The sequence below is a fragment of the Mycobacterium sp. IDUB_17 genome (assembly GCF_055419465.1).
Genome location: NZ_JBVAXS010000003.1, coordinates 435837 through 461230 on the forward strand (window position 1 = coordinate 435837; position 25394 = coordinate 461230).

Annotated in this window: 26 protein-coding genes; 10 read left to right on the forward strand and 16 right to left on the reverse strand. The window is 67.0% G+C overall.

Features of this window, described 5'->3' with window-relative positions; genetic code table 11:
• Positions 1-2: 2 nt before the first annotated feature.
• From ACZYZ7_RS15075 to ACZYZ7_RS15085, 3 genes are read left to right on the forward strand one after another with little or no spacing between them, the layout of a single operon-like run.
• Positions 3-875, forward strand: a complete 873-nt coding sequence (locus tag ACZYZ7_RS15075) for an ABC transporter permease (RefSeq protein WP_135459519.1) — start codon at positions 3-5, stop codon at positions 873-875.
• Entirely contained in the window at positions 872-1645 is a 774-nt protein-coding gene (locus tag ACZYZ7_RS15080; protein ID WP_135459518.1) for an ABC transporter permease, read from the forward strand. The genes ACZYZ7_RS15075 and ACZYZ7_RS15080 overlap by 4 nt, the downstream gene beginning before the upstream one ends.
• Entirely contained in the window at positions 1642-2682 is a 1041-nt protein-coding gene (locus tag ACZYZ7_RS15085) for an ABC transporter ATP-binding protein (RefSeq protein WP_135459517.1), read from the forward strand. Before ACZYZ7_RS15080 ends, ACZYZ7_RS15085 begins: the two co-directional genes overlap by 4 nt.
• A gap of 105 nt (positions 2683-2787) precedes the next feature.
• Here the strand turns inward: ACZYZ7_RS15085 and pyrE are convergent, their stop codons facing one another.
• Genes pyrE through ACZYZ7_RS15100 form a run of 3 tightly spaced genes read right to left on the reverse strand, consistent with a single transcriptional unit; the run spans position 2788 to position 4610 of the window.
• Complete coding sequence (pyrE, locus tag ACZYZ7_RS15090; protein ID WP_135459516.1) at positions 2788-3357, reverse strand: orotate phosphoribosyltransferase; 570 nt, start codon at positions 3355-3357, stop codon at positions 2788-2790.
• 33 nt (positions 3358-3390) lie between these two features.
• Positions 3391-4188, reverse strand: coding sequence for a HugZ family pyridoxamine 5'-phosphate oxidase (locus ACZYZ7_RS15095; protein ID WP_463741244.1), 798 nt, complete (start codon positions 4186-4188; stop codon positions 3391-3393).
• Positions 4189-4220: 32 nt separating this feature from the next.
• The gene (locus ACZYZ7_RS15100; protein ID WP_135460345.1) at positions 4221-4610 is read right to left on the reverse strand and encodes a hypothetical protein; all 390 of its coding nucleotides are present in this window, start codon (positions 4608-4610) and stop codon (positions 4221-4223) included.
• A gap of 296 nt (positions 4611-4906) precedes the next feature.
• On the opposite strand from ACZYZ7_RS15100, the gene treS reads away from it, so the two are divergent.
• From treS to ACZYZ7_RS15115, 3 genes are read left to right on the forward strand one after another with little or no spacing between them, the layout of a single operon-like run.
• Entirely contained in the window at positions 4907-6655 is a 1749-nt protein-coding gene (gene treS, locus ACZYZ7_RS15105; RefSeq protein ID WP_135459514.1) for a maltose alpha-D-glucosyltransferase, read from the forward strand.
• Positions 6652-7974: a maltokinase N-terminal cap-like domain-containing protein gene (locus tag ACZYZ7_RS15110; protein WP_463741245.1), complete on the forward strand. Its 1323-nt coding sequence runs from the start codon at positions 6652-6654 to the stop codon at positions 7972-7974. The genes treS and ACZYZ7_RS15110 overlap by 4 nt, the downstream gene beginning before the upstream one ends.
• A gap of 18 nt (positions 7975-7992) precedes the next feature.
• Positions 7993-9477, forward strand: coding sequence for an MFS transporter (locus ACZYZ7_RS15115; RefSeq protein WP_135459512.1), 1485 nt, complete (start codon positions 7993-7995; stop codon positions 9475-9477).
• Here the strand turns inward: ACZYZ7_RS15115 and ACZYZ7_RS15120 are convergent.
• From ACZYZ7_RS15120 to glgX, 6 genes are all read right to left on the reverse strand, one after another.
• The gene (locus tag ACZYZ7_RS15120) at positions 9427-10527 is read right to left on the reverse strand and encodes an acyl-CoA dehydrogenase family protein (protein ID WP_450071516.1); all 1101 of its coding nucleotides are present in this window, start codon (positions 10525-10527) and stop codon (positions 9427-9429) included. The genes ACZYZ7_RS15115 and ACZYZ7_RS15120 overlap by 51 nt on opposite strands.
• 8 nt (positions 10528-10535) lie before the next feature.
• Entirely contained in the window at positions 10536-11693 is a 1158-nt protein-coding gene (locus ACZYZ7_RS15125; RefSeq protein WP_135459510.1) for an acyl-CoA dehydrogenase family protein, read from the reverse strand.
• A 71-nt stretch (positions 11694-11764) separates the two neighbouring features.
• The gene (locus tag ACZYZ7_RS15130) at positions 11765-12550 is read right to left on the reverse strand and encodes an ABC transporter permease (protein ID WP_450071593.1); all 786 of its coding nucleotides are present in this window, start codon (positions 12548-12550) and stop codon (positions 11765-11767) included.
• 10 nt (positions 12551-12560) lie between these two features.
• Positions 12561-13394, reverse strand: a complete 834-nt coding sequence (locus tag ACZYZ7_RS15135; RefSeq protein WP_450071515.1) for an ATP-binding cassette domain-containing protein — start codon at positions 13392-13394, stop codon at positions 12561-12563.
• Entirely contained in the window at positions 13391-13852 is a 462-nt protein-coding gene (locus tag ACZYZ7_RS15140; RefSeq protein ID WP_450071514.1) for a MarR family winged helix-turn-helix transcriptional regulator, read from the reverse strand. The genes ACZYZ7_RS15135 and ACZYZ7_RS15140 overlap by 4 nt, the downstream gene beginning before the upstream one ends.
• Before the next feature lie 301 nt (positions 13853-14153).
• Positions 14154-16271: a glycogen debranching protein GlgX gene (gene glgX, locus ACZYZ7_RS15145; protein WP_450071592.1), complete on the reverse strand. Its 2118-nt coding sequence runs from the start codon at positions 16269-16271 to the stop codon at positions 14154-14156.
• Positions 16272-16341: 70 nt separating this feature from the next.
• Between glgX and ACZYZ7_RS15150 the strand changes: the two genes are divergently transcribed.
• Positions 16342-17157, forward strand: a complete 816-nt coding sequence (locus ACZYZ7_RS15150; RefSeq protein ID WP_450071513.1) for an enoyl-CoA hydratase/isomerase family protein — start codon at positions 16342-16344, stop codon at positions 17155-17157.
• Here ACZYZ7_RS15150 and ACZYZ7_RS15155 read toward each other — a convergent pair.
• The 7 genes from ACZYZ7_RS15155 to ACZYZ7_RS15185 form a co-directional block, all read right to left on the reverse strand.
• Positions 17150-17719 carry an isochorismatase family protein gene (locus tag ACZYZ7_RS15155; protein WP_286175213.1) on the reverse strand — a complete coding sequence of 190 codons (570 nt, stop codon included), beginning with the start codon at positions 17717-17719 and terminating at the stop codon, positions 17150-17152. The genes ACZYZ7_RS15150 and ACZYZ7_RS15155 overlap by 8 nt on opposite strands.
• 10 nt (positions 17720-17729) lie before the next feature.
• Positions 17730-19016: a hypothetical protein gene (locus tag ACZYZ7_RS15160; protein ID WP_450071512.1), complete on the reverse strand. Its 1287-nt coding sequence runs from the start codon at positions 19014-19016 to the stop codon at positions 17730-17732.
• Positions 19013-19453 carry a hypothetical protein gene (locus ACZYZ7_RS15165; protein ID WP_450071511.1) on the reverse strand — a complete coding sequence of 147 codons (441 nt, stop codon included), beginning with the start codon at positions 19451-19453 and terminating at the stop codon, positions 19013-19015. The genes ACZYZ7_RS15160 and ACZYZ7_RS15165 overlap by 4 nt, the downstream gene beginning before the upstream one ends.
• Positions 19450-19635: a hypothetical protein gene (locus tag ACZYZ7_RS15170; RefSeq protein ID WP_135459504.1), complete on the reverse strand. Its 186-nt coding sequence runs from the start codon at positions 19633-19635 to the stop codon at positions 19450-19452. Before ACZYZ7_RS15170 ends, ACZYZ7_RS15165 begins: the two co-directional genes overlap by 4 nt.
• Positions 19632-21461: a hypothetical protein gene (locus ACZYZ7_RS15175; RefSeq protein ID WP_450071510.1), complete on the reverse strand. Its 1830-nt coding sequence runs from the start codon at positions 21459-21461 to the stop codon at positions 19632-19634. The genes ACZYZ7_RS15170 and ACZYZ7_RS15175 overlap by 4 nt, the downstream gene beginning before the upstream one ends.
• Positions 21462-21537: 76 nt before the next feature.
• On the reverse strand, positions 21538-22332 hold the full coding sequence (locus ACZYZ7_RS15180) for a DUF427 domain-containing protein (RefSeq protein WP_450071509.1): 795 nt from the start codon (positions 22330-22332) through the stop codon (positions 21538-21540).
• Between the two features lie 36 nt (positions 22333-22368).
• Positions 22369-22647, reverse strand: a complete 279-nt coding sequence (locus tag ACZYZ7_RS15185) for a hypothetical protein (RefSeq protein WP_450071591.1) — start codon at positions 22645-22647, stop codon at positions 22369-22371.
• 181 nt (positions 22648-22828) lie between these two features.
• On the opposite strand from ACZYZ7_RS15185, the gene ACZYZ7_RS15190 reads away from it, so the two are divergent.
• The 3 genes from ACZYZ7_RS15190 (at position 22829) to ACZYZ7_RS15200 (ending at position 25393) form a co-directional block, all read left to right on the forward strand.
• Positions 22829-23284 (forward strand): PPOX class F420-dependent oxidoreductase, encoded by a 456-nt coding sequence (locus tag ACZYZ7_RS15190; protein ID WP_135459501.1) that lies wholly within the window; start codon positions 22829-22831, stop codon positions 23282-23284.
• Positions 23285-23414: 130 nt separating this feature from the next.
• Positions 23415-24662, forward strand: coding sequence for a glycosyltransferase family 4 protein (locus ACZYZ7_RS15195; RefSeq protein WP_450071508.1), 1248 nt, complete (start codon positions 23415-23417; stop codon positions 24660-24662).
• Positions 24656-25393: a class I SAM-dependent methyltransferase gene (locus ACZYZ7_RS15200; RefSeq protein ID WP_450071507.1), complete on the forward strand. Its 738-nt coding sequence runs from the start codon at positions 24656-24658 to the stop codon at positions 25391-25393. The genes ACZYZ7_RS15195 and ACZYZ7_RS15200 overlap by 7 nt, the downstream gene beginning before the upstream one ends.
• Position 25394: the final 1 nt, after the last annotated feature.

Genomic DNA, 25394 nt, shown 5'->3' on the forward strand with positions numbered 1-25394 from the left:
CCATGCCGGTTAGGACTTCTCGCCGGGAACTGCGTGCGGACATCCGTGACGCCCTGCCATTGCTGCCGTTCGTGGCCGTGGTGACGGTGTTCCTGATCGTGCCCACGGTGACGGTGATCGTCATGGCGTTCTTCGCCGACGGATCGTTCTCGCTGGAGCGGATCGCCGCGCTGTTCTCCGGCACCGCGCTGGCGGCGCTGGCCAAGAGTATTGCGCTGTCCGCGAGTACGGCACTGATCGGCGCGGTACTCGGTGCGCTTCTGGCCTGGTTGATCTTCAGCAGCCCGCCGGAGTCGATGATTCGGCGTGGGGTCCTGGCGCTGTGCAGTGTGCTGGCTCAGTTCGGCGGCGTGGCACTGGCTTTCGCGTTCCTGGCCACCATCGGGCTCAACGGTGTGCTGACGTTGTGGGTCAAGGAACACCTCGGCTGGAACCTGGCCGGTTCCGGCTGGCTGTACGGACTGGCCGGGCTCATCCTGGTCTACACCTACTTCCAGATCCCGCTGATGGTGATCGTCTTCCTTCCCGCCCTCGAGGGATTGCGTGAACAGTGGCGCGAGGCCGCGGTGAGCCTCGGTGCGTCACAGTGGCAGTACCTGCGGGAGGTCGCCGTGCCGCTGCTGGCCCCGGCGTTCCTGGGATCGATGCTGTTGTTGTTCGCCAATGCTTTTGCCGCCTACGCCACCGCGGCCGCGCTGGTCAGCCAAGGTAGTCCGATCGTGCCGCTGCTGATCCGGGCCGCACTCACCAGCGAGGTCGTGCTGGGTCAGTCCGGCTTCGCCTATGCCCTGGCGTTGGAGATGATCGTGGTGGTGGCCCTGGTGATGTTCGCCTACAACGCGCTGGTGCGCCGGACGGCGAGGTGGCTCAAATGAACCGGGTGTATCGGCCGGTTCTGTGGGTGCTGTTCGGCCTGTTCTTCCTGTTCCCGCTGTATGCCATGGCCGATTTCTCCACCCGTAACCTGATCGCCGGCGGGCGCACCGCCGCGGCCTGGCGCAATCTGGTGGCCGACGAGGAGTTGTATCACGCCATCCTGATCTCGCTGCTGCTCGCGGTGTTCACCGTCATCGCGATGCTGGCGCTGCTGGTGCCGACGATGATCTGGGTGCGGCTGCGGGCCCGCTGGGCCGGGCGGTTCGTCGAGTTTCTCTGCCTACTGCCGCTGATCATCCCGGCCCTGGTGATCGTGGTGGGGCTGCGCAACGTGTACTTGTGGGTGACTTACCTTCTCGGCGAATCGGCGCTCACTCTGACATTCGTGTACGTGGTGCTGGTGCTGCCGTTCGCCTACCGGTCGATCGATTCCGCGCTGGCCGCCATCGACCTGCAGACGTTGTCGGAGGCCTCCAGATCATTGGGCGCGGGCTGGTGGTCGACGATCAGCCGGGTGATCGTGCCCAACATCTGGTCCGGGATCCTGTCCGCCGCGTTCATCTCCATCGCGGTGGTGCTCGGCGAGTACACCGTCGCCTCGCTCAGCGGCTTCCAGACGCTGCCGGTTCAGATCGTCGCGATCGGCAAGAGCGACGGCCCGACCTCGGTGGCGGCCTCGCTGGCCACCCTGCTGCTCGGATTCGCGTTGTTGGTGGTGTTGGCGGCCCTCACCCGTGGGCGCCGCAGAAGGTTAGGAGTCCAAGAGTGAGTGCGAGTGCCGGTGTGCGGGTTCAACTTCGTGAGCTCACGCGCACTTATGGCAACGTCAACGCGCTCGATGGGCTGAGCCTGACGATCGAGCCGGGCGAGTTGGTCGCGCTGCTCGGGCCATCGGGGTGCGGCAAGACCACGGCGATGCGGATCCTGGCCGGGTTGGAAGAGGCCACCTCCGGTGCCGTGCTGGTCGGCGGGCGGGACATCAGCTCGGTGCCGGCCAACAAGCGGGACATGGGCATGGTGTTCCAGGCCTACAGCCTGTTCCCGCACCTCACCGTGCTGGACAATGTCGCGTTCGGATTGAAGATGCGCGGAAAATCCAAGCGGGACAGGCTGTTCCGAGCAGCAGACATGCTCGATCTGGTAGGCCTGGCCGCGCACAAAGGCAAGTTCGCCAGCGAGTTGTCCGGCGGTGAACAGCAGCGGGTGGCGCTGGCCCGGGCCCTGGCGATCGAGCCGAGGGTGCTGCTGCTCGATGAGCCGCTGTCGGCACTCGATGCCAAGGTGCGTTCTCAACTGCGCGACGAGATCCGCCGGGTGCAGCTGGAAGTGGGGACCACGACACTGTTCGTCACCCACGACCAGGAGGAGGCCCTGGCCGTTGCGGATCGGGTCGGGGTGATGAGTCACGGCAAACTTGAGCAGCTCGCAACTCCGGCCGTGCTCTACGCCCGTCCGTCGACCCCGTTCGTCGCCGAGTTCGTCGGTCTGCACAACAAGGTCCGCGCGCGGGTGGCGGGTGGACGGGCCCGACTGCTGGGCGCAGAGTTGCCGACCCTGCCCGGGTCGATCAGTGCGGGTGCCGGTACCGCGATGCTGCGTCCGGAATCGATCAGGGTGCGCGCCGATCCGGACGGGCCGGCCGTGGTGGAATCCGTCGCGTTCCTGGGGCCGACGTCCCATGTGTACCTGAGCCTGCCGGACGGTTCACTGATCCACGCGCAGCTGCCCAGCTCGCGGGCGCGTGTCTTCAGGCCCGGCGTTGCGGTGAGCCTCGCGCTGGAGCGGGCCCCGGTGCTGGTGATCTAGCTCGTAACGTCACGGCGAAAAATCTCGCCTGAGACCGCCACAGCGTTACGAGCGTGACGCCACCGAAGTGTGACAGGGGTTCGTTTCCCGGCTCAGGCGTCGGCCCTAGACATCTTTGACCGGTTCGATGCCCAGATCGCGATAGGTGACCAGCGCCGCGAACGGCACGCCGCGCTTGGCGAACCGGCCCGTCGCGACGTCGCCGCGGTCGACCATCGGGATGACGCCGGTGACAACGGCCCCGACGGCGGTGACGCGTTCGTAGGCGATCTCGGTGGAGCCGCCGGTGCTGATCACGTCGTCGACCAGCAGTACGCGGGTGCCGGGCTCGAGCCGGGTGCCTTCGATCCACTGCTCGCGGCCGCGTGACTTCTGTTCCTTGCGCACCGAGAACCAGGCCTTGCCGGTCACCATCGCCACACCGTGGGCCAGTGGGTCGGCCCCCATGGTGAGCCCGCCCACGGCGTCGAACTCGATGCCGCTGGCCGCGGCCAGATCGGCGACCGCCCGGCTGACGATGGCCATCCGCTCGCCGGTGTCGATGGCGAACTTGCCGTCGATGTAGTCGTGGCTCATCTGCCCGCTGGCCAGACGGAACGGTTCCTCGCGGTGTTCGTACCCGCGGGTGCGGATCAGGTCGAAGGCGGCTTGCCAGGTCTCCGGGCGCTCAGGCATACCCGCGATCGTATTGCACGGGTCGGCGGGGTCTCAGCCCTGCCTGGCGCGCTGGGCCAACTCGACTGTGGCCGCCCGCAACTCGTTGTACGAGCTGATCGGTGCGGCGTAGCCGACCCGGATGTAGGCCATCCCGCGCTCGGTGGTGACCCGCAGATCCAGGCCGTAGCGGTCGGCGCCGGTGCACACTGCCGTGCTTGTGTCGGGATAGCCGCCGAGGGTGCGGGCCATATCGGCCAGCGAATCGGCGTGGTCGGCGTTGAGATGTTCGATCGCCGCTGCGGCGTGTGGCGAGACCGGATCGGGTTCGGCATGGGAGTAGGCCTCGCCGGTGGTCGAGTCCATCCGGCCGTATCCGCCGACCCAGCGCACCCGCTGCACGCGCAGTACCCAGAGGGAGAAGTCGCTGTAATCGATGTAATAGCGGGCGGCAGCCACCGCGTCCAGGTGGGCCTGGCGGGCCGCGGCGAGCTCGTCGCCGGTGGGCCGCTCGGCGACCCCGGCCAGTGTGATGCGGCTGCTGGCCAACGGATCCGACCCGGCGTCGGGGGCGACGATGGAGATGCTGGCCCGAGGATCGCCTGCGAGGTTGCGGCCGTGCTCGGCCATGTTCGACACACACAGCACCGGTGCACCGGCCAGGAGCCCGTAGGTGATGAAGGACGCCCAGGGGTCGCCGCTAGGGGTGAGCGAGGCCAGTGTGCCTGCGTTCGTCGACGCCGCGACCGTGCGGGCTTCCTCGGCCGCAGACGGACGTGCCCCCTCGATCACCTCCGTCAATGGGGGAGGAACCGAAGGGGCATCACCGGGGTCGCCATGATCGCGTGTCACGCAGCGACCCTATCGTTCGGGTGTCGGCCGGGTCAGCCGCCGAGGGCGGCGATCAGATCCTTGATCTGAGCGGTCTCGGCCTCGGTCGCGGGCTCCTCGGCCTCGACGGCCTCGATGAGGTCCTTGCGCAGGCCGACGCCATTGGCAGCTTCCTGAGTGGACAGCTTCGCGCGGCCACGCGCGACATAGAGACGCTGACCGAGCGTGGCGGCAGGGCCCTCGGACGCCGTCGTCATCAGCTCGTCGTAGCGGTGCCGCACACCGCTGAGCGCGACGATGACGGACGGGGTGACGCGGCTGCGTCCCGCCGCCTCCGACAGCGACGTCTGCAGCTTGCGCAGACCGCTGAGGACGACCGCGGCGCGGTCGGCGTACTCAGGGTCGCTGATCGGCGGTAGCGCGTCGATCGCTGCGATGTACATGTGCATCGCCGCATCAGACAGACCAACGATTACTGGTGCTTCACCGTCATTTGGTGCGGACTCACCCACAGGCCATCCCTCGTCGAATGTTCGTGATCGCCGGCCCATAGCCGACGAGGAGATCAAATGCGGGGAAAACGTAACCCGTCGCCGTCTCTTATTCAACCGTTAGTTTTTCCGCAAACATGCCCGCGCCGGCGAAAAACGTTGCTGCAGGATCGTTTCGGGGCGCCGTGGCCCGGCAGAGGTTCCGAGCGGGTGTCGAGGGCCGATGAAGTGGGTACCTTGGGAGGCTGATGGACAACGTTCAGGACGGCCACCAGGTGGTCGAGCATCCGACCGCCGAGGACTTCGGTCATGCCAGAACGCTGCCGACCGACCGGGACTGGTTCAAGAGGGCGGTGTTCTACGAGGTTCTGGTCCGTGCGTTCTATGACTCCAACGCCGACGGCGTGGGCGATCTGCAGGGCCTGACCCAACAGCTCGACTACCTGAAGTGGCTGGGCGTGGACTGCCTCTGGCTGCCGCCGTTCTACGATTCGCCGCTGCGCGACGGCGGCTATGACATCCGGGACTTCTACAAGGTCCTGCCCGAGTTCGGCACCGTGGACGACTTCGTCACGCTGCTCGACGGCGCCCACCGCAGGGGCATTCGCGTCATCACCGACCTGGTGATGAACCACACCTCCGATTCCCACGCGTGGTTCCAGGAGTCGCGGCACAACCCCGACGGTCCGTACGGCGACTTCTATGTCTGGAGCGACAGCAGCGACAAGTACGCCGACGCACGCATCATCTTCGTCGACACCGAGGAGTCGAACTGGACGTTCGATCCGGTGCGCCGGCAGTTCTACTGGCACCGGTTCTTCTCGCACCAGCCCGATCTGAACTACGACAACCCGGCCGTGCAGGAAGCGATGATCGACGTCCTGCGGTTCTGGCTGGATCTGGGCATCGACGGCTTCCGGCTCGACGCGGTGCCCTACCTGTTCGAGCGGGAGGGCACCAATTGCGAGAACCTGCCCGAGACCCACGCCTTCCTCAAACGCTGCCGCAAGGTGGTCGACGACGAGTTCCCCGGCCGGGTGCTGCTGGCCGAGGCCAACCAGTGGCCGGCCGACGTGGTGGAGTACTTCGGCGATCCGGACACCGGCGGCGACGAGTGCCACATGGCCTTCCACTTCCCGCTGATGCCGCGGATCTTCATGGCGGTGCGCCGGGAGTCGCGGTTCCCGATCTCGGAGATCCTGGCGCAGACGCCGGCGATCCCGGACATGGCGCACTGGGCGATCTTCCTGCGCAACCACGACGAGCTGACCCTGGAGATGGTCACCGACGACGAGCGTGACTACATGTACGCCGAGTACGCCAAGGATCCACGGATGAAGGCCAACGTCGGCATCCGGCGCCGGCTGGCCCCGCTCCTGGAGAACGACCGCAACCAGATCGAACTGTTCACCGCGCTGCTGCTGTCCCTGCCCGGGTCCCCGATGTTGTACTACGGAGACGAGATCGGGATGGGCGACATCATCTGGCTCGGCGATCGCGACAGTGTGCGCACGCCGATGCAATGGACGCCGGACCGCAACACCGGATTCTCCACGGCCAACCCGGGGCGGCTGTACCTGCCGCCGAACCAGGACGCGGTCTACGGGTACCAGTCGGTCAATGTCGAGGCCCAGCGGGACAGCTCGACGTCACTGCTGAACTGGACCCGAAGCATGCTGGCCATGCGGGGCCGCCACGAGGCATTCGCGGTCGGGGAGTTCCGCGAGCTCGGCGGTTCCAATCCGTCGGTGCTGGCGTATGTGCGGCAGATCGACGGGTCCGGGGATGCGGTGCTGTGCGTCAACAACCTGTCCAGGTTCCCGCAGCCCATCGAACTGAATCTGCAGGAGTGGAACGGGTATACACCTATCGAGATGTCCGGCTACGTGGAATTCCCCAGCATCGGCCAGCTGCCGTACCTGCTGACCCTGCCGGGGCACGGGTTCTACTGGTTCCAGCTCCGCGAGCCCGAGCATGACCCTGGAGCACAGCAATGAGTGTCGAATTCGGAGACTGGCTCGGCCAGCAACGGTGGTATGCCGGCCGCGGCCGCGAGTTGGTCTCCGCCGCACCGGGTTTGGTGGTCGAGCTCGGGCCCGACCTCGAACTCACGTTGCTGAAGGTGTCCTATGCCGACGGCGGCACCGAGCGGTACCAGGTGCTGGTGAAGTGGGATGCCGAACCGATGGAGGAATACAGCTCGGTGGCCACGATCGGTGGTGCCGGCGGGCGGACCGCCTATGACGCCCTCTATGACCAGGACGCGGCGCAGCATCTGCTGCAGCTGATCGACCGTTCGGCCACGGTGGACGGGCTCAGGTGCGGCAAGGAGTCGGGGGCGATCCTGCCGCTGGATGCCCCGCCCCGGGTGTCGGCGGCCGAACAGAGCAACACCAGCGTGGTGTTCGGGCAGGATGCCGTGCTGAAGGTGTTCCGCCGGATCACCCCGGGCGTCAACCCCGACATCGAACTCAACCGGGTACTGGCGAGGGCGGGCAACCCGCACGTGGCGACACTGCTCGGATCGATGGATATCGACTGGAACGGTGAGACTTTCGCGCTGGGGATGGTGACCGAATTCGCCGACAACTCCGCTGAGGGTTGGGATATGGCCACCGCGAGCACCCGGGATCTGTTCGCCGAGGGGGACCTGTATGCCGACGAGGTGGGTGGTGACTTCGCGGCCGAGTCCTACCGCCTGGGCGAGGCGGTCGCCTCCGTGCACGCCTGCCTGGCGGAGCAACTCGGCACCGAGTCGGTGCCGTTCCCGGCAGACCTCATGTCTGCCCGCCTGGCGTCCGCCGCGGAGGCGGTACCCGCACTGCGCCAGCATGTTTCATTGATCGAAGACCGCTACCGCAAGCTGGCCGACGAGCACGTGAGCGTGCAGCGGATCCACGGCGATCTGCATCTGGGCCAGGTGTTGCGGACCCCGGAGCGCTGGCTGCTGATCGACTTCGAAGGGGAGCCCGGCCAGCCGCTGCAGCTGCGCCGCAGCCCGGATTCCCCGATGCGCGACGTCGCGGGCATGGTGCGGTCGTTCGAATACGCGGCGTATGCGCGGCTGGTGGAGTTGGCCGCCGACGATGACCGGGCCCGGCAGGTGGCTGCCAGGGCGCGGGAATGGGCCGACCGCAACAGTGCGGCGTTCTGTGACGGGTATGCCGCGGTGGCCGGCGCCGATCCGCGCGAGCATGCCGCCCTGCTGGCGGCCTATGAACTGGACAAGGCGGTGTACGAGGCGGCCTATGAGGCCCGGTACCGGCCGAGTTGGTTGCCCATCCCGCTGGGGTCGGTGGCGCGCCTGCTCAGCTAGTCACCTATCTTCATTAGTATGCCTAATCAGCCCACGCGCCGATCGGCGTCCGGTGGGCTGCTGATCGCGGTGCTCGCGGCCGCGGGCATCAGCGTCTCGCTCATGCAGACCCTGATGATCCCGCTCATCCCGCAATTGCCCGCGCTGCTCGACACCAGCCCGGCCAACGCGTCGTGGGCGATCACCGCGACCCTGCTGACCGGTGCCGTCGCCACGCCCGTGCTGGGCCGGCTCGGAGACATGTACGGCCCCAAACGGATCCTGGTGCTGTGCGCCGCAATGCTGTTCGCCGGATCGGTCATCGCAGCCACCACCACGTCGCTCATCCCGTTGGTCATCGGGCGCGGCCTGCAGGGATTCGGCGCCCCGGTGATCCCGCTGGGCATCAGCGTGCTGCGCTCCGCCCTGCCCGCCGAGCGGGTGGCCTCGGCGATGGGTCTGATGAGCGCGTCGCTGGGCGTGGGCGGTGCGATGGGTCTGCCGCTGTCGGCGGTGATCGCCGAACACTTCAATTGGCATGCCCTGTTCTGGTGTTCGGCCTTTCTCGGCCTGGCCTCCGGAGTCCTGTTCGTCCTGCTGGTGCCCGACCTGGAGCCGGTGTCGTCGGATCACCGCTTCGATCCGATCGGTGCGCTGGCGCTGGGGGCCGGTCTGGTGATGCTGTTGCTGCCGATCTCCAAGGGCGGGATGTGGGGCTGGGGCAGTGTCACGACGCTGGGCCTGTTCGCGGCCGCGGCGGTGACGTTCGGGGTGTTCACCTGGTGGCAGTACCGCGCGCCGTCGCCGATCGTGGACATGCGGACCACGCTGAAACGCCCGGTGCTGCTGACGAATCTGTCGTCCATCGCGGTGGGCTTCGGCATGTTCGCGTTGTCGCTCGTCGGGCCTCAGCTGCTGGAGATGCCCCGGGAAACAGGATTCGGGTTGGGGCAGAGCATGATCGCCACCGGTCTGTGGATGGCGCCCGGCGGCCTGGCGATGATGGCGGCCGCACCCGTGGCCGCCCGGGTCGTGGCCGCGCGCGGACCGAAGATCGTGTTGGTGATCGGCAGCGCGATCATCGCCGCGGGCTACCTGGCCGGCACCGTCCTGCTCGGCACCCCGGTCGGGGTGATGGTGCTCGGCCTGATCGTCAGCTTCGGTGTCGGGTTCGCCTTCGCGGCCCTGCCCGCCCTGATCAATGCCGCGGTGCCCGTGTCGGAAACCGCGTCGGCCAACAGCATCAACTCACTGGCCCGCTCGCTGGGCACGTCGACGTCGAGTGCGGTGATGACCGCCGTGCTGGCCCAGATGACCGTCACGGTCGCCGGGCACGCGCTGCCGTCGTTGGGTGGATTCCGCGTCGCCCTGTTGATCGCCGCGGTCGCCGCGGCCGGTGCCGCCCTCATCGCCATGGCGATACCGAAGGGGCCCCGACCGGGTGAACCGGCAGGGGCCCCATCAGAACTGGCTTCAGAGGGTGGCGATCTCGTAGCTGTCGAGTTGACCCACCAGCGTCCGTAGCTGATCGGCCGACGAGCCCAGGGTGTGCTCGATCGCGGTCAGGCGGGCGGCGTAGTGGCCCACGGGGTACTCGGCGGTGACACCGATACCGCCGTGCAGCTGGATCGACTCCTGCGCGATGTGCCGGCCCGACCGCCCGATCTGCAGTTTGGCGCGTGCCGCGATCACCGGGTCGAGCTCACCATCGGCGATGGACATCGCCGCGTAGGTGCCCATGCTGCGGGCCAGCTCCAGCGACATGTACATGTCGGCAGCGCGCTGGGTCAGGGTCTGGAACTTGCTCAGCGTGACCCCGAACTGCTTGCGCTGCTTGAGGTAATCGGTGGTCAGGCGCAGCGACTCGTCCATCACGCCGACTGCCTCGGCGCACAGGCCCGCCGAGATCCGAACCAGTGCGTTGGTGATCGCGACGCCGGCATCGGCGGCCTCGCCGAGGGGCTCGGCGGGTGTGGAGTCCAGGGTGACCTGGGCGCCGCGCTGACCGTCGAAGGTGCGGTAGCCCTGACGCGTCACATTGGCGCCCTCGACCAGGAACAGTCCGGTGCCGCCGTCGGGCAGGGCCGCACTGACGATCAGCGTGTCGGCGACGTCGCCGGCCAGCACCGGGTTCTTGGTGCCGGACAGGGTCCACCCGTCGCCGCTGCGCGTCGCGGTGGTCGTCACACCGGCCGATCCGCGCACACCCGGTTCGGAGTGAGCGAAGGCCAGAATCCGCTGGCCGGAAGCGACTTCGTCGAGAAGGGCGCGCTGGGCGTCGGTGCCGGCCTCGGCGATGATCGCGCCGGGGCCGATCGCGCCGTGCAGTACCGGCTCGGGTGCCAGCCGGCGCCCGAGCTCGTTGAGCACCACCATGATCTCGATCTGGCCGCCGGAGTCCTCATCGAAACCCAGGCCCAGAACGCCGACCTCGGCGAGCTGTCCCCAGATCTGGCGGTCGTACCCGGGCTCGGACTCCACCACCTTGTTCCGCTTCTCGGTGTCGTAGCCCGACAACAGGTCGCGGGTGGTATCGGCCAGCAGGGTCTGTTCGTCAGTCAGCTGAAAGTCCATGGCTCAACTCACAATCCGAGAATGGTGGACGAGATGATGGTGCGCTGCACCTCGTTGCTACCGCCGTAGATCGAGGTCTTGCGGTAGTTGAGGTAGTGCGGGGCGGCGTTCTGGGCCCATTCGGGTGAGGCGATATCGCCGGCCTCATACGGCAGCGCGTCGGCGCCTGCGACCTCGACCAGCAGTTCGGTGGCGGTCTGCTGCAGCTGGCTGCCGCGCAGCTTCAGCACCGACGAGGCCGGGCTCGGCTTGCCGTCGGCAGAATCGGAGGTCACCCGCATCTGGGTGAGTTCCAGTGCCAGCACGTCGTTTTCGGCCTCGGCCAGCCGTGCGGCGAACAGCGGATCGGCCAGCAGGCCGTTGGCCGCGGCGCGTTCCTTGACCTCGGCGAGACGCACCTTGGTCCGGGCCACCTGGGCGATGCCGGTGCGCTCGTTGCCGAGCAGGAACTTGGCGTAGGTCCAGCCCTGGTTCTCCTCGCCGACGAGCTGGTCGGCGGGCACCCGGACGTCCTCGAAGAACACCTCGTTGACCTCGTAGCTGCCGTCGATCAGCTTGATCGGGCGCAGCGTGACACCGGGGGTGTCCATCTCGAACAGCAGGAATGAGATGCCGGCCTGCTTCTTGGGGGCCTGCGGATCGGTTCGGACCAGGCAGAAGATCCAGTCGGCGTGCTGCCCCAGCGTGGTCCAGGTCTTCTGGCCGTTGACCACGTAGCTGTCGCCGTCACGCACCGCGGTGGTGCGCAGCGAAGCCAGATCGGAACCGGCCTCGGGCTCGGAGAAGCCCTGGCACCACCAGATGTCCAGCGCCGCGGTCGGCGGCAGGAAGCGCTCCTTGACCGCCTGCGACCCGAACTCGGCGATCACCGGTCCGACCATCCGGGCGTTGAAGGTCAGCGGCTCGGGGACGCTGGCCAGCTGCATCTCGTCGAGCCAGATCTGGTGCTGGTTGGGGGTCCAGTCCTTGCCGCCCCACTCGACGGGCCAGTTGGGCACCGCAAGTCCGTGTTCATGGAGGATTTTGTGCGCCGTGACGATGCCCTCTTTGCCGATGGGCAACCCGAGCCGATTTCGTTCGCGAATCTCGGCGGGAATCTTCGTCGTGTAGAAGGTGCGCAGCTCATCGCGGAAAGCTGCTTCCTCCGGTGTGAGCGCCAGTTGCATGACCGTCTCCCTGTCGGTGGATCTGTCTGCACACTAAACCACCCGGTTGGTCGGGCGTATCGGGGCTGCTCCTAGCGAACCAGCCGGCGCAACAACGACGAGGCGACGGCCACGCCGACCACGGCGGCCGCGACCAACACACCGACGTCCAGCGCCCAATTGCTCGGAGTCCCGATCAACAACCCGCGCAACGCATTGACCTCATAACTGAGCGGGTTGACTGCGGACAGCCAGCGCAGCCAGGTCGGCATGATCTCGACGGGATAGAGCGCATTGGACGCGAAGAACAACGGCATGGTGATGGCCTGGCCGATTCCCATCAGCCGGTCCCGTTTGCGCACCAGCCCGGCCAGCGTCATCGACAGGCAGGCAAAAAACGCCGCACCCAGCGCCACCACGGCCATCGCGGCCAGGATGCGCAGCGGATTGACCGTCATCGCGATCCCCATCAGGTATGCCAGGAGCACGACGCCGAGGACCTGCACCACCGAGCGCACCCCGGCCGCGAACGCCTTGCCCGCCACCAGCGCCGACGCCGGAGCCGGGGTCACCATCAGCTTGGCCAGGATGCCGGCGTCGCGGTCCCAGATGATCTGGATGCCGTAGAAGATTGAGATGAACAGGGCCGACTGGGCGATGATGCCGGGCGCCAGAAAGGCCAGGTAAGGCACACCGCCGGTGTCGACCAGGTGCAACCGGCTGAACGTCTGGCCGAAGATCAACAGCCACAGCGCGGGCTGCACCATGCGGGTGAACAGCTCGGTCCGGTCGTGGCGCAGTTTCTGCAGTTCGACCAGGGCGAAGGCCGACATCCGCCGGGCCATGGCGCGGACCCGGGCCATTCCGCGCGGGGCCATGACCAGAACATCAGCTGACACGACGGGCCGTCCTGCGGGTCGCGCGCACCTCGCGCATGCCAGCGGGCCGTTGCCCGGCGTCGGTCAGGTCGGAACCGGCGTAATGGCGGAAGACGTCCTCCAGCGTGGCGTCCGCAGATGCGGTCGCCTTCAATACCCTGGCCTTCAGGTCGGCGGGCGTCCCGAGCGCCTGCAACCGGCCGTGGTGCATCAGGGCCACCCGGTCGCACAGCGCGTCGGCCTCACCCATGTAGTGCGTGGTGAGCAGCACGGTCATCCCGAACTCGGCCTGCATCCGGCCGACCTGGGTCCAGACGCTGTCGCGGGCGATGGGGTCCAGCCCGACCGTGGGCTCGTCGAGGATCAGCAGCAGTGGACGATTGACCAGTGCCTGGGCCAGCTCGAGGCGGCGCACCATGCCCCCGGAGTAGGTGCCGGCCACGGCGTCGGCGACGTCGAGCAGTTGCATCGATTCCAGCGCCTGGTTCACCCGATCTCTGCGTTCGGCGCGCGGCACGTCGTACAGGCGCGCGAACAACTCGACGTTCTGTCGGCCGGTCAGGGCGGCCTCGATCGAGAGTTGTTGTGGGACATAGCCGATGTTGTGCCGGATGTCCATGGTGTGCCGGCCGGTGTCGAGGCCGAAGATCCGCACCTCGCCCTGCTGCACCGGCGTCAGGGTGGTCAGCACCCGTACCGCGGTGGTCTTGCCGGCGCCGTTCGGGCCGAGCAGGCCCAGGGTCTCACCGCGATGGACTTGCAGGGTCAGATCGTCGACCGCGGTGAACGTGCCGTAGTGGTGGGTCAGGTGTCTGCAGTCGATGGCCGGGGTCTGCTCGGTCATGCTTCCCCCATTTCGTCCTCGTGGAGCAGCCGGGTCAGTTCGGTCATCACATCCAATCCGTTTGCCAGATCCGTGATCTGGCGGTCGTCGAGCTGTGTCAGCGCGGCCGCCAGCGCGGCCCGGCGGGCGGCCCGCGAGTCGTCGGCGATCGCCTGCGCGGGCGGGGTGAGCCGCAGGCGGACCACCCGGCGATCCGCGTCGTCGGTGGTCCGGGTCAGCAGTCCGTCGGCGACCAGACGTGACACAAGCGTGGACGCGGTGTTGGGCACCAGGCTTAGCTCGACGGCCGATTCCCGCACCGAGATGTCCGGCCTGCGCCCGACCAGGCGTAACAGTTCGCCCTGCGACTGGGTCAATCCGGTGGCGTCGAACCCGCCGCCGGTGGACCGGCGCAGCTGTCTGCGGAACCGGCCGACGACCGTGAAGAGCTCGCTGACGAGATCACGCTGGTCCTGCATGCTTCCGACAATACCTCTGTGACAGAGGTATTGCAGGAGAGTGACGGCCCCACGCGCGCTGAATGAATCAACGTGGTTGAGGTTGGAGGTACGGCGGCAAAGCCGTTCAGATGCCGCAGCCGTGGCCGCAGGGTAGTTGCCGCCGCTCTTCGGCTCGTACCCCCCAGCCCGCCCGGCCGGGGACATCGAAAAAAGCGCTCAATGTCTACTTAGGCGGCCACGGCTGCTACATGCTCAAGGTACCAGACTTCCTGGTTAGGGCAGGGACATCCGACCGATGAGCAACTCTTTGAATTGACGCTCAATCTGATTCTGATTGCAGCACCAGGACGGCGCGGGCGTCCACATTCACCGCGTCACCGGCAGCTGCCGCACCGCGTGTGGAGTTTGCCGAAGTGCTGATTGCCGGAACCCATCGGGCGCCGAATTGTGCCGGTGGTAAAACAAACTCGATCGGTTCGTAGTGCGCGTTGAAGCACAGCAGGAACGAGTCGTCCACCACGCGCTGGCCTCGGACATCGGGATCGGCGATGCCCTGTCCGTTCAAATACACGGCCACCGACTTGGCGTACCCGGTCTCCCAGTCCTCGGCCGTCATGTCGGAGCCGTCGGGTGCGAACCAGGCGATGTCGGGCGATCCGTCTGTGCCCGCCTCACGTACCGGCCGGCCGTCGAAGAACCTGCGACGCCGGAACACCGGGTGTGCCGCGCGCAGCGCCGATACCGAGCGGGTGAACTCGAGCAGATCGGAATCTGCGGTGGCCCAGTCGATCCAGGAGATGTCATTGTCCTGGCAGTACACGTTGTTGTTGCCGCGCTGCGTGCGTCCCAGCTCATCGCCGTGCGAGAGCATCGGAACGCCTTGGGAGAGCAGCAGAGTGGCCAGGAAGTTGCGCTGCTGGCGGGCGCGCAGCGTGTTGATCGCCGGATCGTCCGATGGACCTTCGGCGCCGCAGTTCCACGACTTGTTGTTGCTCTCCCCGTCGTGGTTGTCCTCGCCGTTGGCCTGATTGTGTTTTTCGTTGTAGGACACCAGGTCACGGAGCGTGAAGCCGTCATGGGCGGTGACGAAGTTGATCGAGGCGAACGGGCGACGGCCGGTCTGCTCATACAGATCGGCCGAGCCGGTCAGCCGATAGGCGAACTCGTCGAGGGTGGCCGGCTCGCCGCGCCAGTAGTCGCGCACGGTGTCGCGGAACTTGCCGTTCCACTCGGTCCACTGCGGCGGGAAGTTGCCCACCTGGTAGCCACCGGGCCCGACGTCCCACGGCTCGGCGATCAGCTTGACCTGGCTCACGATCGGATCCTGTTGCACCAGTTCGAAAAACGCGCTCAGCCGGTCGACGTCGTAGAACTCGCGGGCCAGCGTGGCGGCCAGGTCGAAGCGGAACCCGTCGACATGCATCTCGGTGACCCAGTACCGCAACGAGTCCATGATCAGTTGTAGTGAATGGGGATGGCCGACGTTGAGACTGTTGCCGGTGCCGGTGTAGTCCATGTAGTACTGCAAGTCGTCGTCGACCAGCCGGTAGTAGGCCGCGTTGTCGATACCGCGCATCGACAGCGTCGGCCCCAGGTGGTTGCCCTCGGCTGTGTGGTTGTAGACGACGTCGAGGATCACCTCGATGTCGTTGGCGTGCAGTTCGCGCACCATGGCCTTGAATTCCTGGACGTGACCGCCAGGGGTGCCGGCCGAACTGTAGCGGGGATCGGGTGCCAGGAACCCGATCGTGTTGTAGCCCCAGTAGTTCGACAAGCCCTTCTCGACGAGCGTGGAGTCATCCACGAAATGGTGCACCGGCATCAGCTCGATGGCGTTGACCCGCAGCGCTTTCAGATGGTCGATGATCACCGGGTGGGCGACGCCGGCGTAGGTTCCGCGCAACTGCTCGGGGATGTCCGGGTGGGTCTGGGTCAGTCCCTTGACGTGGGCCTCGTAGATCACGGTGTCGGCGTACTCGTGACTGGGCGGGTGGTCGACGCCCCAGTCGAAGTACGGGTTGATCACCACGGCCTTCGGCATGCCGGCCGCCGAATCGTCGTCGTTGCGGCTGTCCGGATCGGCGAAGTCGTAGGAGAACAGCGGCTGACCCCAGTCGAAGGTACCTTCGATGGCCTTGGCGTACGGGTCCAGCACGAGCTTGTTCGGGTTGCAGCGCTGACCGGACGCCGGGTCGTAGGGGCCGTGCACCCGGTAGCCGTAGCGCTGGCCGGGCTCGATTCCGGGAATGAAACCGTGCCAGACGAATCCGTCGACCTCGGGCAGCGTCACCCGGGTCTCCTGCAGTGCCCCGGATTCGTCCGGATCGAACAGGCACAGCTCGACCCGGTCGGCGACCTCACTGAACAACGCGAAGTTGGTGCCCGAGCCGTCGTAGGTGGCACCGAGCGGGTAGGCCTTGCCCCGCCACGTTTCCAAGGTCACAAATCGACCATACGGCGCTCAGGGGGCTGCGGCCGGGCGAACGGGCGGCGGTACGTTACCAGCTGTGACCACACGCTCTGAGCTGCCGGAGTACCGGACCCTGCGCGTCACAGTCGACAAGTCCGTTGCCATCATCACGTTGGACCGCCCGCAGCAACGCAATGCCTTCGGTGGTGGGATGCGCGAGGAACTGGCCGATGCCTACCTGCGGTGCGACGCCGACGACGCGATCCGGGTGATCGTGCTGACCGGTGCCCCGCCCGCGTTCTGCGCGGGCGCAGACCTGGGCGCGGGGGAGCAGACCTTCACCGAGCCCGGCAAGGAATTCAGCGCCGCGGGCCTGTCCGTGCCGGCGTGGACTCTCGGCAAGCCGGTGATCGCCGCGGTCAACGGACACGCCATCGGCATCGGCCTGACTCTCGCATTGCAGTGCGACATCCGGCTTTTCGCCGCGGGTGCGCGTTACGGCGTGGTGCAGGCCCGGCGCGGCATGGTCGGCGACGCGTACTCGCACTGGATCCTGCCCCGGCTGGTGGGTCTCGCCAACGCCGCGGAGATCCTGTTGACCGGAGCCACATTCGACGGGCACCGCGCCGTCGAACTCGGCCTGGGCAGCCGGGTGCTGCCGGCCGACCAGGTGCTGCCCGCCGCACTGGAACTCGCGCACGACATCGCGGTCAACACCGCGCCGATGTCGGTCGCGGCCAGCAAGCGGCTGCTGTGGGATTCGTATGACCTCGACCGGGCCGGTGTCGGCGCCCGGGAGACCGAGATCCACCTGCGCTTGATGGCGCACGACGATGCACGCGAAGGGGTGCGTGCCTACGTCGAGCGTCGGGAGCCGCGCTGGACAGGCCGGCCCGTCGACCCGACTAGCTGATTTCCACTCCGGCGCTGCGAAGTTCATCGATTGCCGCAGTGGAGCTCTCAGGTGCGACGCCGGCGGTCAGGCCGGTCAGCACGCGCGTGCGCAGCCCGGCCTTGACCGCGTCAGCAGCGGTGGCCGCGACACAGTAGTCGGTGGCGATGCCCACCACGTCCACAGCCTCGACGCCCCGCCGGCGCAGCCAGTCCGCAAGCGTCGTCCCGGAGTCGTCGACGCCCTCGAATCCGCTGTAGGCCGCCGAGTGGTGGCCCTTCTTGAACACCGCCTCGATCGCAGCCGGATCGAATTCGGGATGGAATGCCGCCCCCGGCGTATCGGCCACGCAGTGCCGCGGCCACGACGTCTTGTAGTCGGGGGTGTCGGAGAAATGCCCACCCGGGTCGATGTGGAAGTCCTTGGTGGCCACCACGTGGTCGTACCCGTGATCGGTGGCCAACAGAGCGGTGACGTCGCGCGCCACCGCAGCCCCACCGGCGACCGCCAGCGAGCCGCCTTCACAGAAGTCGCTCTGTACATCGACGACGATGAGTGCCCGAGTCTGCTTGGACATCTGCATGATCCCGACGCTACCCGCCGAACAGCAGGTACAACCCGGTGAAGGTGTAGCCGACCATCACCAGCATCGTCGCGAGCTGGCCGGTGAGCTGGTGTTGTTTCGGCAGCAGGAGCAGTGCCCGGTCGTGTGCCGCGATCACGCCGGCCACGTGACCGGCCAGCACGAATCCGACCTTCAGACTGGCCAAAAGCGTTGGGTGCACGGACAAGAAGTAGCTGACCCGCACATCCTGCAGTCCGAACAGCAGGATCACCGTCTGCTGGCCGCGCTCCACCAGATAGGACAGGTAGTGCGCGAACACGTAGCCGATGACGATGGGGATCAGCGAATGCGCCATCAGCCCGGGCAATTCGCGGCGCAGCCGGCGATCGACCCCGCCGGTGGTGCGGGTGGCGGCCCAGAATGTGACGGCCACCGTGGTGGCGAACACCAGTAGACCCGCGGTGCGGATCAGGCTAGAGCCCAGCGGGGATCCGGCGTGCGCGTCGACGAAGTTGCGCCACTGAGGCATGGCCGAGAAGCTGTCGAACGCCGTGGATCCCAACAGGACCGCCAGCACGGCGACGAGCCCAGGTCGCACCGGCATCGAGGGCAGGTGATCGAACGGATTGCCGAGCACGATCCGACCGTCATGGCGGCGCAACGGCGACAGTCTCGAAGCAACCGTGCTGTACACCTCGAACGGGTCGGCACTTTCCAGCCAGCGCTGCCCGCAGCACAATGCGCCGGCCAGAGTCACCGCCAGGTAGACCAACAGCCAGTTACGAATGGCCGCAACCGATCCCGAGTCCGGGCTGGCCAGTTCCAACCACACGAAGGCGAACAGCCCCGCGGCGGCCGGCCAGTAACCCAGCCGCTCGGGATAGCGCCACGGGGCCGCCTCGGGCAGGAACCGGTACAGCGCGCGGACAGGAGAGATCAGCCGCCACACCGGGCCCAACAACAGCGAGGCAGCGACGAGTCCCACCCACAGCAGGACATAGAAGACACCCGGCAGCGGATTGGCGCCCACCGGCCGGGTGACTGCGGTGTAGGCCACCCACCCGGTGAGGGCGAGTGAGAGCAGGCCCACCACCCAGCGCGTCACGGTGGAGTCGACGGCCGTCGTCACCCAGGACGGCAGTGGCAGGCCCGGCTTGTCCGGATCGAATCTGGGCCGTCGCCAGGCCAGTGCCACCACCGCGAAGGTGAACGTCAGCGTCCACGCCGCGCCGATCAGCGCGTAGGTGTAGGGGATCGGAAGATCGGTCGAACCGCCCAGACCATGAGCCAGTACCGCGGTCGACCGGGGCGTCACTGCTGCACTTGCACGCTGGCGATCGTGCGGTTCAGCTGATGCAACTCGATGTCGACGGTGCCGGGTACATCGACGGTGAACTGGAACTGCTGGCCGTTACGCGGCTCGATCTTGAAGCTGTGCTCGGGATTGGAGTGCACATGCAGCTCATCGGCGGCATCGCTGTTCACCCGCACCACGATGGGCTGGCCGACCTTGCCCTGCAGCGGCTGGTTGGTCGGGGTGACCTCGCCGCCCTTGATGGTGACGTCGATCAGCAGCCGGGTGGGCGCTTGCTGCTGGTTGGTCATGTCCGACGGATTGACCGTGGTGGCCGTGGGAGTGGCCGAACCGGCTGAGCCGTCGGTCTTCTGAGTCTCGTCGGAGCCGCCGCAACCGGCCGTCACCAGGGCGAGGGCGGACGCCAGGACGATGACACTGCTTTTGAGGTTGATCACGGTGAACCATCTTCGCCTGAGGAGTCCACCGATTCATCTCGAGGAGATTCGCTGCCCGCATTCTGCCGGCGGTCCCGCATGGCGACGTACACCACGACGCCCACCACGACGAGTGCCGGAGCGAAGGCCGGCAATGCCAGCAGCAACGTGTGGTCGGCCTGGTACTGGATCAGATACGTCATGGGAGCCCGGCGGGTTCACGTCCCGCGGCCAGCTCCCTGGCATTGATCCGCCCGGCACCCCAGGTCAACCCCGCGATCAGGATCAGCGTGCACACCAGGACCACCAGCGAAGCCACGTTGTACAGCCAGGACGGGTGGTTGAGGTTGCGTTCGCGCTGCAGGATCGTGATCTCCTGCACGAACTCACGGGTGCTCGTCGTCAGTGCCGGCGTCTCGCTGGCACCGATACCCGGATCGGCGGGCAGGAAGATCGGCACGCCGGCCATGGTGGTCCCGTCCTGCACGCGCAGCAGGGTCTTCCATTTTCCGGACACCGGGATGGGCTGCGTCGACCGGTAGTGACCCGGACCGACCTTCTCCAACGGGTTGACCACCAGACCGCGATCGTTGGCCAGACCGCCCTGCCACGCCAGGACCGACACCCACTCCGGGTTGTCGCTGACCAGGCCGGCCGGGGTGATCTGCACGTCCGCCGAGGTCATGCGCTGTCCGTCGTGAGCCGGGAGATCCGTCAAAGTGATGGTGGCGCTGGCATTTTGCGGAACCTCGGTGCGCAGCCCGTTGGCCACCGCACCGCCGATCACCAGCACGGTTGCCACCACGATGGAGATGCCCACCGCGGGCCGGGGGAGCGGCTGACCGGTGAGCACCAGCGCCAGCAGCGCGCCGCACAGGCCCATCGCGACGGCCACCGGGATCGCCATGGCCAGCGCCTCACCCCACATGCTCGTCGGCCACGGGTAGTGATAGACCGCACCGATCCACAACGATTCCAGCCACAGTCCGACGGTCGCCACGCCGAGACCGGCCACCGCGCCAAAAAGGATGGGCCGCTTGACAAGCGGGGTCAGTGCGATGAGTTCGACCACCAGTGCCGGGCCGAGGTAGAGCGCGAACCAGCTCGTCGGTGCACCGAGTACCGGGCCGACGATGAAGGCCACGGCCCCGCGCAGGGCTATCGCGAACCCGGCGGCGATCAAGGCCGCGCCCGGGCCGAGTACCAGCCGCGCCGCGACCGCGGCCAGCGCCGCCGCACCCGCGATCATCATCGGCTGCAGCACCAGCCGGAACTGCTCCACACCGAAGTCGTATTCGATCTGGAACACCGAGAGCCCGATGAACAGGCCGCCGAACGACAGGAAGTAGAGGAACTTGTTGAACTTGCTGTCCTCACCTACGCTGTCCGGGCCCATCGCGACCCGGCCCTCGTGCTCCAGCAGCAGCACGGCGATCAGTGACAACCCCGCACCGCCGATCAGCATCAAATGGGTTGGGCCCCAGAGGGTGACGTCCTGGCCGAAGATGCGGTGCCAGATGTCGTCGAGGGGGAACCCGATGAGGGCGTACAGCCCGCACAGCGCCATCAGGACTCCGCCGACAGGGGCGTACCAGGTGCGCGTGATCCGGATGGCGGCCGGGCCGGGCTTGTCGTAGGGCAGCACGATGGCCATCGAGCCGGCGATGAAAAGCAGGAACAGCCCGATCAGGATGAAGTAGTGCGCGGGGTTGGCCAGCGGTCCGGCGTCACGTCCCTTGCCGATGTGCAGGCTGACGTCCCAGATGAAACCGAACAGAGCGCAGATGATGGTCGCGGTGAACAGGAACACCTGCAACGCGACCCACGGTGGCCGGTGGAACTTGCGGCCCAGCCATTCGGCGAAGTTGTTCAGCCAGGTGATGCGCCGGTTGCGGTGCAGGTACCCGATCCACAGGAGTGCGACGGTGACGATCAGGGCGACCACCGACATGCCGATCACCTGATCGAGCGCGGCGCCACCGCCTTCAGTCCCGGCGGCCGCGGTGATCGTGACATCCGATGAGCCCATCATGACCTCCGGTCAACTGACAGTGCTGTCGGAGACAGATGTTGCCAGAACCGGGCGGCCCCAAACAGGGCTTCCGTCAGGACCAGGGGGTGACGGGACGATCCATGCGCTCACCGTCGACGAACACGTCGACCCGCTCGTCGAAGAAGCAGATGTGGTCGCGGACCTGCACCGCGTCGATCAACGGCTCGTGATAGGACCAGGCCAGATCGGCAGGACCACCGGGCAGTGAATAGTAGGTGGCCCGTCCCTTGTACGCGCAGTACGTGACGGTGTTGCTCACGTCGAGAACAGCGGTCAGATCTGCGCGCGGAAGATAGTGGCGGGTGGGCAGGCCGGTCTCGAATAACAGCATGGGACTGGAGGATTCGGCCAGCACCTGCCCGTCGAGCTCGATGCGGATGTGCCGTCGGCTGCGCCGGATGTCGATCCGGTGGAACGGATCGTGCGGGTGCGCGACGATCGGCTCGTCTTCCTCGCGCCATTCGAAGGTCGCGAAGTCCAGGATCAGGTAGTCGGCCAACTCCGGATCGTCTGGCCGGAACGCCGCGGCGGCGCCGGTTTCGTCACCGGCGATGACGTCGAAAGCCGTCCCCGGACACGTGTGCGCGGTGAACGGCACCGATGGGTCCAGGAACCCGGGGATCTCGTCGTCACCCACATCCCCGCCGGCCGGAACCAGTTGTGCCGTCAGTGCCGAACGCGGCACCGCATACGTCGGGACCACCCGCCGCGGCTCCCAGATCAGGACCGCCTCACCGGTGTCGGCGACCGGCTCGCCGCCCAGACAGATCCGAATTCGTTTGGCAGTGGGCTGGTATCGCAGGGCATCCAGCTTGCTGCCCAGCAGATCCTCCATTTTCACTGCCATCCGGTCATTATCGACTCCGATGGCAGTGCCTGTCTGCTACTTGACGTCGACGTACACCGTGCGTGTGGTGACGGCGCTCAGCGTGTCGGTGCGGCTGAAGTTCGGCCCGGGCCGTACGGCGACGACGGAAGCCTGATCCAGCGGTGACGATCCCAGGCGGTTGACGATCACGGTGTAGCCCTGGGACTGAAGTTGTCTGATCGTCTTCTCGGCATTGCTGGGGCCACTGGGTGCGGCCGCGGCGATGCCGGCCGATCCGATGACCACGGCCGCCAGACCACCGACGGCGGCGGCGATGATTCGTGACTTTCCGATCGTGTTTCGCACTGGAGCGTCCGTCCTGTTCTGGTTCGCGGCATTTCGACATGCTGCGGTATGTCCGGTAGAACCGGCAGCTCAGAAGCTTTAGTTCCGCTGGCAGAAATTGATCGACTCAATGACCGGATCTGGGTGAAGACAGCGAAATTGGCGGCCCTGCGGCTACTAATGTCGAGGCATGGCCCGGAAATACGCGACCGCCGAGACCGTGGGTATCGACGAACTCCTGGACTTCGTGCGCCCGAGACATCACATGGTGCTCACCACGTTCCGCGCCGACGGCTCGCTGCAGACCTCACCGGTGACGGGCGGGGTGGACGAGCGGGGTCGCATCGTGATCGCCAGCTATCCGCAGCGGGCGAAGGCCGTCAACCTCCGGCGCACGCCCCGGGCCAGCGTGACGGTGCTGTCCGAGGAGTTCAACGGCGCGTATGTGCAAGTCGACGGCGACGCCGAGGTGATCGGACTGCCCGACGCGGTGGAGCCGCTGGTCGATTACTTCCGCGCGGTCGCCGGTGAACACCCCGATTGGGATGAGTACCGGCAGGCGATGGTGGATCAGGGCAAGTGCCTGATCCGGATCACGCCGGTGCGTTGGGGTCCCGTTGCCACCGGGGGCTTCCCTCCGGCTTAGCCGCCGGCCGACGCGTTGCGTTGGCTAGCAGGTCAAACTATAGTCTGGACACATGTCCAGAGGGTTCGGAGTCGACGCGTGAGCGTGTATTCCCAGCTCAGCACGATTCCGGCCGTCGGGTGATCTGATTATGCGTATCGCGTTGCTGTCCTATCGGAGCAAGACTCATTGCGGTGGCCAGGGTGTCTACGTGCGCTATCTGAGCCGCGGGCTCGCTGAACTGGGCCACGACGTCGAGGTGTTCTCCGGCCAGCCGTATCCCGAAGGCCTGGACCCGCGGGTCAAGCTGACCAAGGTTCCGAGCCTGGACCTCTACCGTGAGCCGGACCCGTTCCGCGTGCCCAAGCCCAGCGAGATCCGCGACGGCATCGACGCCCTGGAACTGGCCACGATGTGGAGCGCCGGGTTCCCGGAGCCCCGGACGTTCACGATGCGCGTGGCCCGGATCCTGGCCGACCGCCGCGACGAGTTCGACGTGGTCCACGACAACCAGAGCCTGGGCTCGGCGCTGTTGAAGATCGCCCGCCTCGGCCTGCCGGTCGTGGCCACCGTGCACCACCCGATCACCCGCGACCGGGTGGTCGAGATCGCCGCTGCCACGTGGTGGCGCAAGCCGCTGGTGCGGCGCTGGTACGGGTTCGCCGAGATGCAGAAGAAGGTGGCTCGCAAGATCCCCGAGCTGCTCACCGTGTCGTCGTCCTCGGCCGCCGACATCGCCGAGGACTTCGGGGTGACACCGGATCAGCTGCACATCGTGCCGCTGGGCGTGGACACCGAACTGTTCAAGCCCGCCGAGCACCGGGTGAGCGGACGCATCATCGCGATCGCCAGTGCCGACGTTCCGCTCAAGGGCGTCAGCCATCTGCTCCATGCAGTGGCCCGGCTGCGGGTGGCACGTGACCTCGACGTGCAGTTGGTGTCCAAGCTCGAGCCGAACGGGCCGACCGAGAAACTCATTGCCGAGCTTGGCATTTCCGATATCGTGCACAGCTCCAGCGGGCTGAGCGACGAGGAACTCGCCGCGCTGCTGGCCTCCGCCGAGGTGGCGTGCATCCCGTCGCTGTACGAGGGGTTCTCACTGCCGGCCGTGGAAGCCATGGCCAGTGGCACCCCGATCGTGGCGAGTCGCGCGGGAGCACTGCCCGAGGTGGTCGGTGACGACGGCGCCTGCGCCCGGTTGGTGCGCCCGGCCGACGTCGACGAGTTGACCGCGGTGCTCGGCGAACTGCTCGACTCCCCGTCGGAGCGCCGCAAGCTCGGCGCCGCCGGGCGGCAGCGGGCGCTCGACGTGTTCAGTTGGGAATCGGTTGCCGCGCAGACGGTATCGGTGTACGAGATGGCCCGTGAGCGGGTAGGGAAGAAGGGGGCGTCATGCTGACCGTCGATTTCGACCGTCTCGGTGTCGGACCGGGCACCACGGTGATCGACGTCGGCTGCGGCGCGGGCCGGCACACGTTCGAGGCCTACCGGCGCGGAGCGAACGTCGTCGGCTTCGACCAGAGTGCGTCCGATCTCAACGATGTCGACACGATGCTGCAGGCCATGCGGGAAGCGGGCGAGGTTCCGCTGTCGGCCAAGGGCGAGGCCGTCAAGGGTGACGCGCTCGACCTTCCGTATCCCGACGCCAGCTTCGACTGCGTGATCGCCTCGGAGATCCTGGAGCACGTGCCGGAGGACGACCGGGCCATCGCCGAGTTGGTGCGTGTCCTCAAACCCGGTGGCGCGCTGGCCATCACGGTGCCTCGCTGGCTTCCGGAGAAGGTGTGCTGGCTGCTGTCGGACGAGTACCACGCCAACGAGGGCGGACACATCCGCATCTACAAAGCCGACGAGCTGCGCGACAAGGTCCTGGCGCACGGGCTCAGGCTCACGCATACGCACCACGAGCATGCGCTGCACTCGCCGTACTGGTGGCTCAAATGTCTTGTCGGCACCGAGAAGAACGACCACTTCGCGGTCAAGGCCTATCACCAGCTGCTGGTGTGGGACATGATGGGACGGCCCTGGCTCACCCGCACCACCGAGTCGCTGCTGAACCCGGTGATCGGCAAGAGCGTCGCGCTCTACTTCCGCAAGCCGGAATTCCGCGCGCCGGAAACGAACGGGTAGG

What these genes read in the sequence shown, in the direction of transcription:
- ACZYZ7_RS15155 (WP_286175213.1), bottom strand. Translation starts at nt 17,719, where the DNA reads ATGCAGATGTCCAAGCAGACTCGGGCACTCATCGTCGTCGATGTACAG.
- ACZYZ7_RS15125 (WP_135459510.1), bottom strand. Translation starts at nt 11,693, where the DNA reads ATGCAACTGGCGCTCACACCGGAGGAAGCAGCTTTCCGCGATGAGCTG.
- ACZYZ7_RS15110 (WP_463741245.1), top strand. Translation starts at nt 6,652, where the DNA reads ATGAGTGTCGAATTCGGAGACTGGCTCGGCCAGCAACGGTGGTATGCC.
- ACZYZ7_RS15120 (WP_450071516.1), bottom strand. Translation starts at nt 10,527, where the DNA reads ATGGACTTTCAGCTGACTGACGAACAGACCCTGCTGGCCGATACCACC.
- ACZYZ7_RS15135 (WP_450071515.1), bottom strand. Translation starts at nt 13,394, where the DNA reads ATGACCGAGCAGACCCCGGCCATCGACTGCAGACACCTGACCCACCAC.
- ACZYZ7_RS15175 (WP_450071510.1), bottom strand. Translation starts at nt 21,461, where the DNA reads ATGGGCTCATCGGATGTCACGATCACCGCGGCCGCCGGGACTGAAGGC.
- pyrE (WP_135459516.1), bottom strand. Translation starts at nt 3,357, where the DNA reads ATGCCTGAGCGCCCGGAGACCTGGCAAGCCGCCTTCGACCTGATCCGC.
- ACZYZ7_RS15170 (WP_135459504.1), bottom strand. Translation starts at nt 19,635, where the DNA reads ATGACGTATCTGATCCAGTACCAGGCCGACCACACGTTGCTGCTGGCA.
- ACZYZ7_RS15115 (WP_135459512.1), top strand. Translation starts at nt 7,993, where the DNA reads ATGCCTAATCAGCCCACGCGCCGATCGGCGTCCGGTGGGCTGCTGATC.
- ACZYZ7_RS15200 (WP_450071507.1), top strand. Translation starts at nt 24,656, where the DNA reads ATGCTGACCGTCGATTTCGACCGTCTCGGTGTCGGACCGGGCACCACG.
- ACZYZ7_RS15190 (WP_135459501.1), top strand. Translation starts at nt 22,829, where the DNA reads ATGGCCCGGAAATACGCGACCGCCGAGACCGTGGGTATCGACGAACTC.
- ACZYZ7_RS15140 (WP_450071514.1), bottom strand. Translation starts at nt 13,852, where the DNA reads ATGCAGGACCAGCGTGATCTCGTCAGCGAGCTCTTCACGGTCGTCGGC.
- ACZYZ7_RS15100 (WP_135460345.1), bottom strand. Translation starts at nt 4,610, where the DNA reads ATGTACATCGCAGCGATCGACGCGCTACCGCCGATCAGCGACCCTGAG.
- ACZYZ7_RS15195 (WP_450071508.1), top strand. Translation starts at nt 23,415, where the DNA reads ATGCGTATCGCGTTGCTGTCCTATCGGAGCAAGACTCATTGCGGTGGC.
- ACZYZ7_RS15075 (WP_135459519.1), top strand. Translation starts at nt 3, where the DNA reads ATGCCGGTTAGGACTTCTCGCCGGGAACTGCGTGCGGACATCCGTGAC.
- ACZYZ7_RS15180 (WP_450071509.1), bottom strand. Translation starts at nt 22,332, where the DNA reads ATGGCAGTGAAAATGGAGGATCTGCTGGGCAGCAAGCTGGATGCCCTG.
- treS (WP_135459514.1), top strand. Translation starts at nt 4,907, where the DNA reads ATGGACAACGTTCAGGACGGCCACCAGGTGGTCGAGCATCCGACCGCC.
- ACZYZ7_RS15130 (WP_450071593.1), bottom strand. Translation starts at nt 12,550, where the DNA reads ATGGCCCCGCGCGGAATGGCCCGGGTCCGCGCCATGGCCCGGCGGATG.
- ACZYZ7_RS15080 (WP_135459518.1), top strand. Translation starts at nt 872, where the DNA reads ATGAACCGGGTGTATCGGCCGGTTCTGTGGGTGCTGTTCGGCCTGTTC.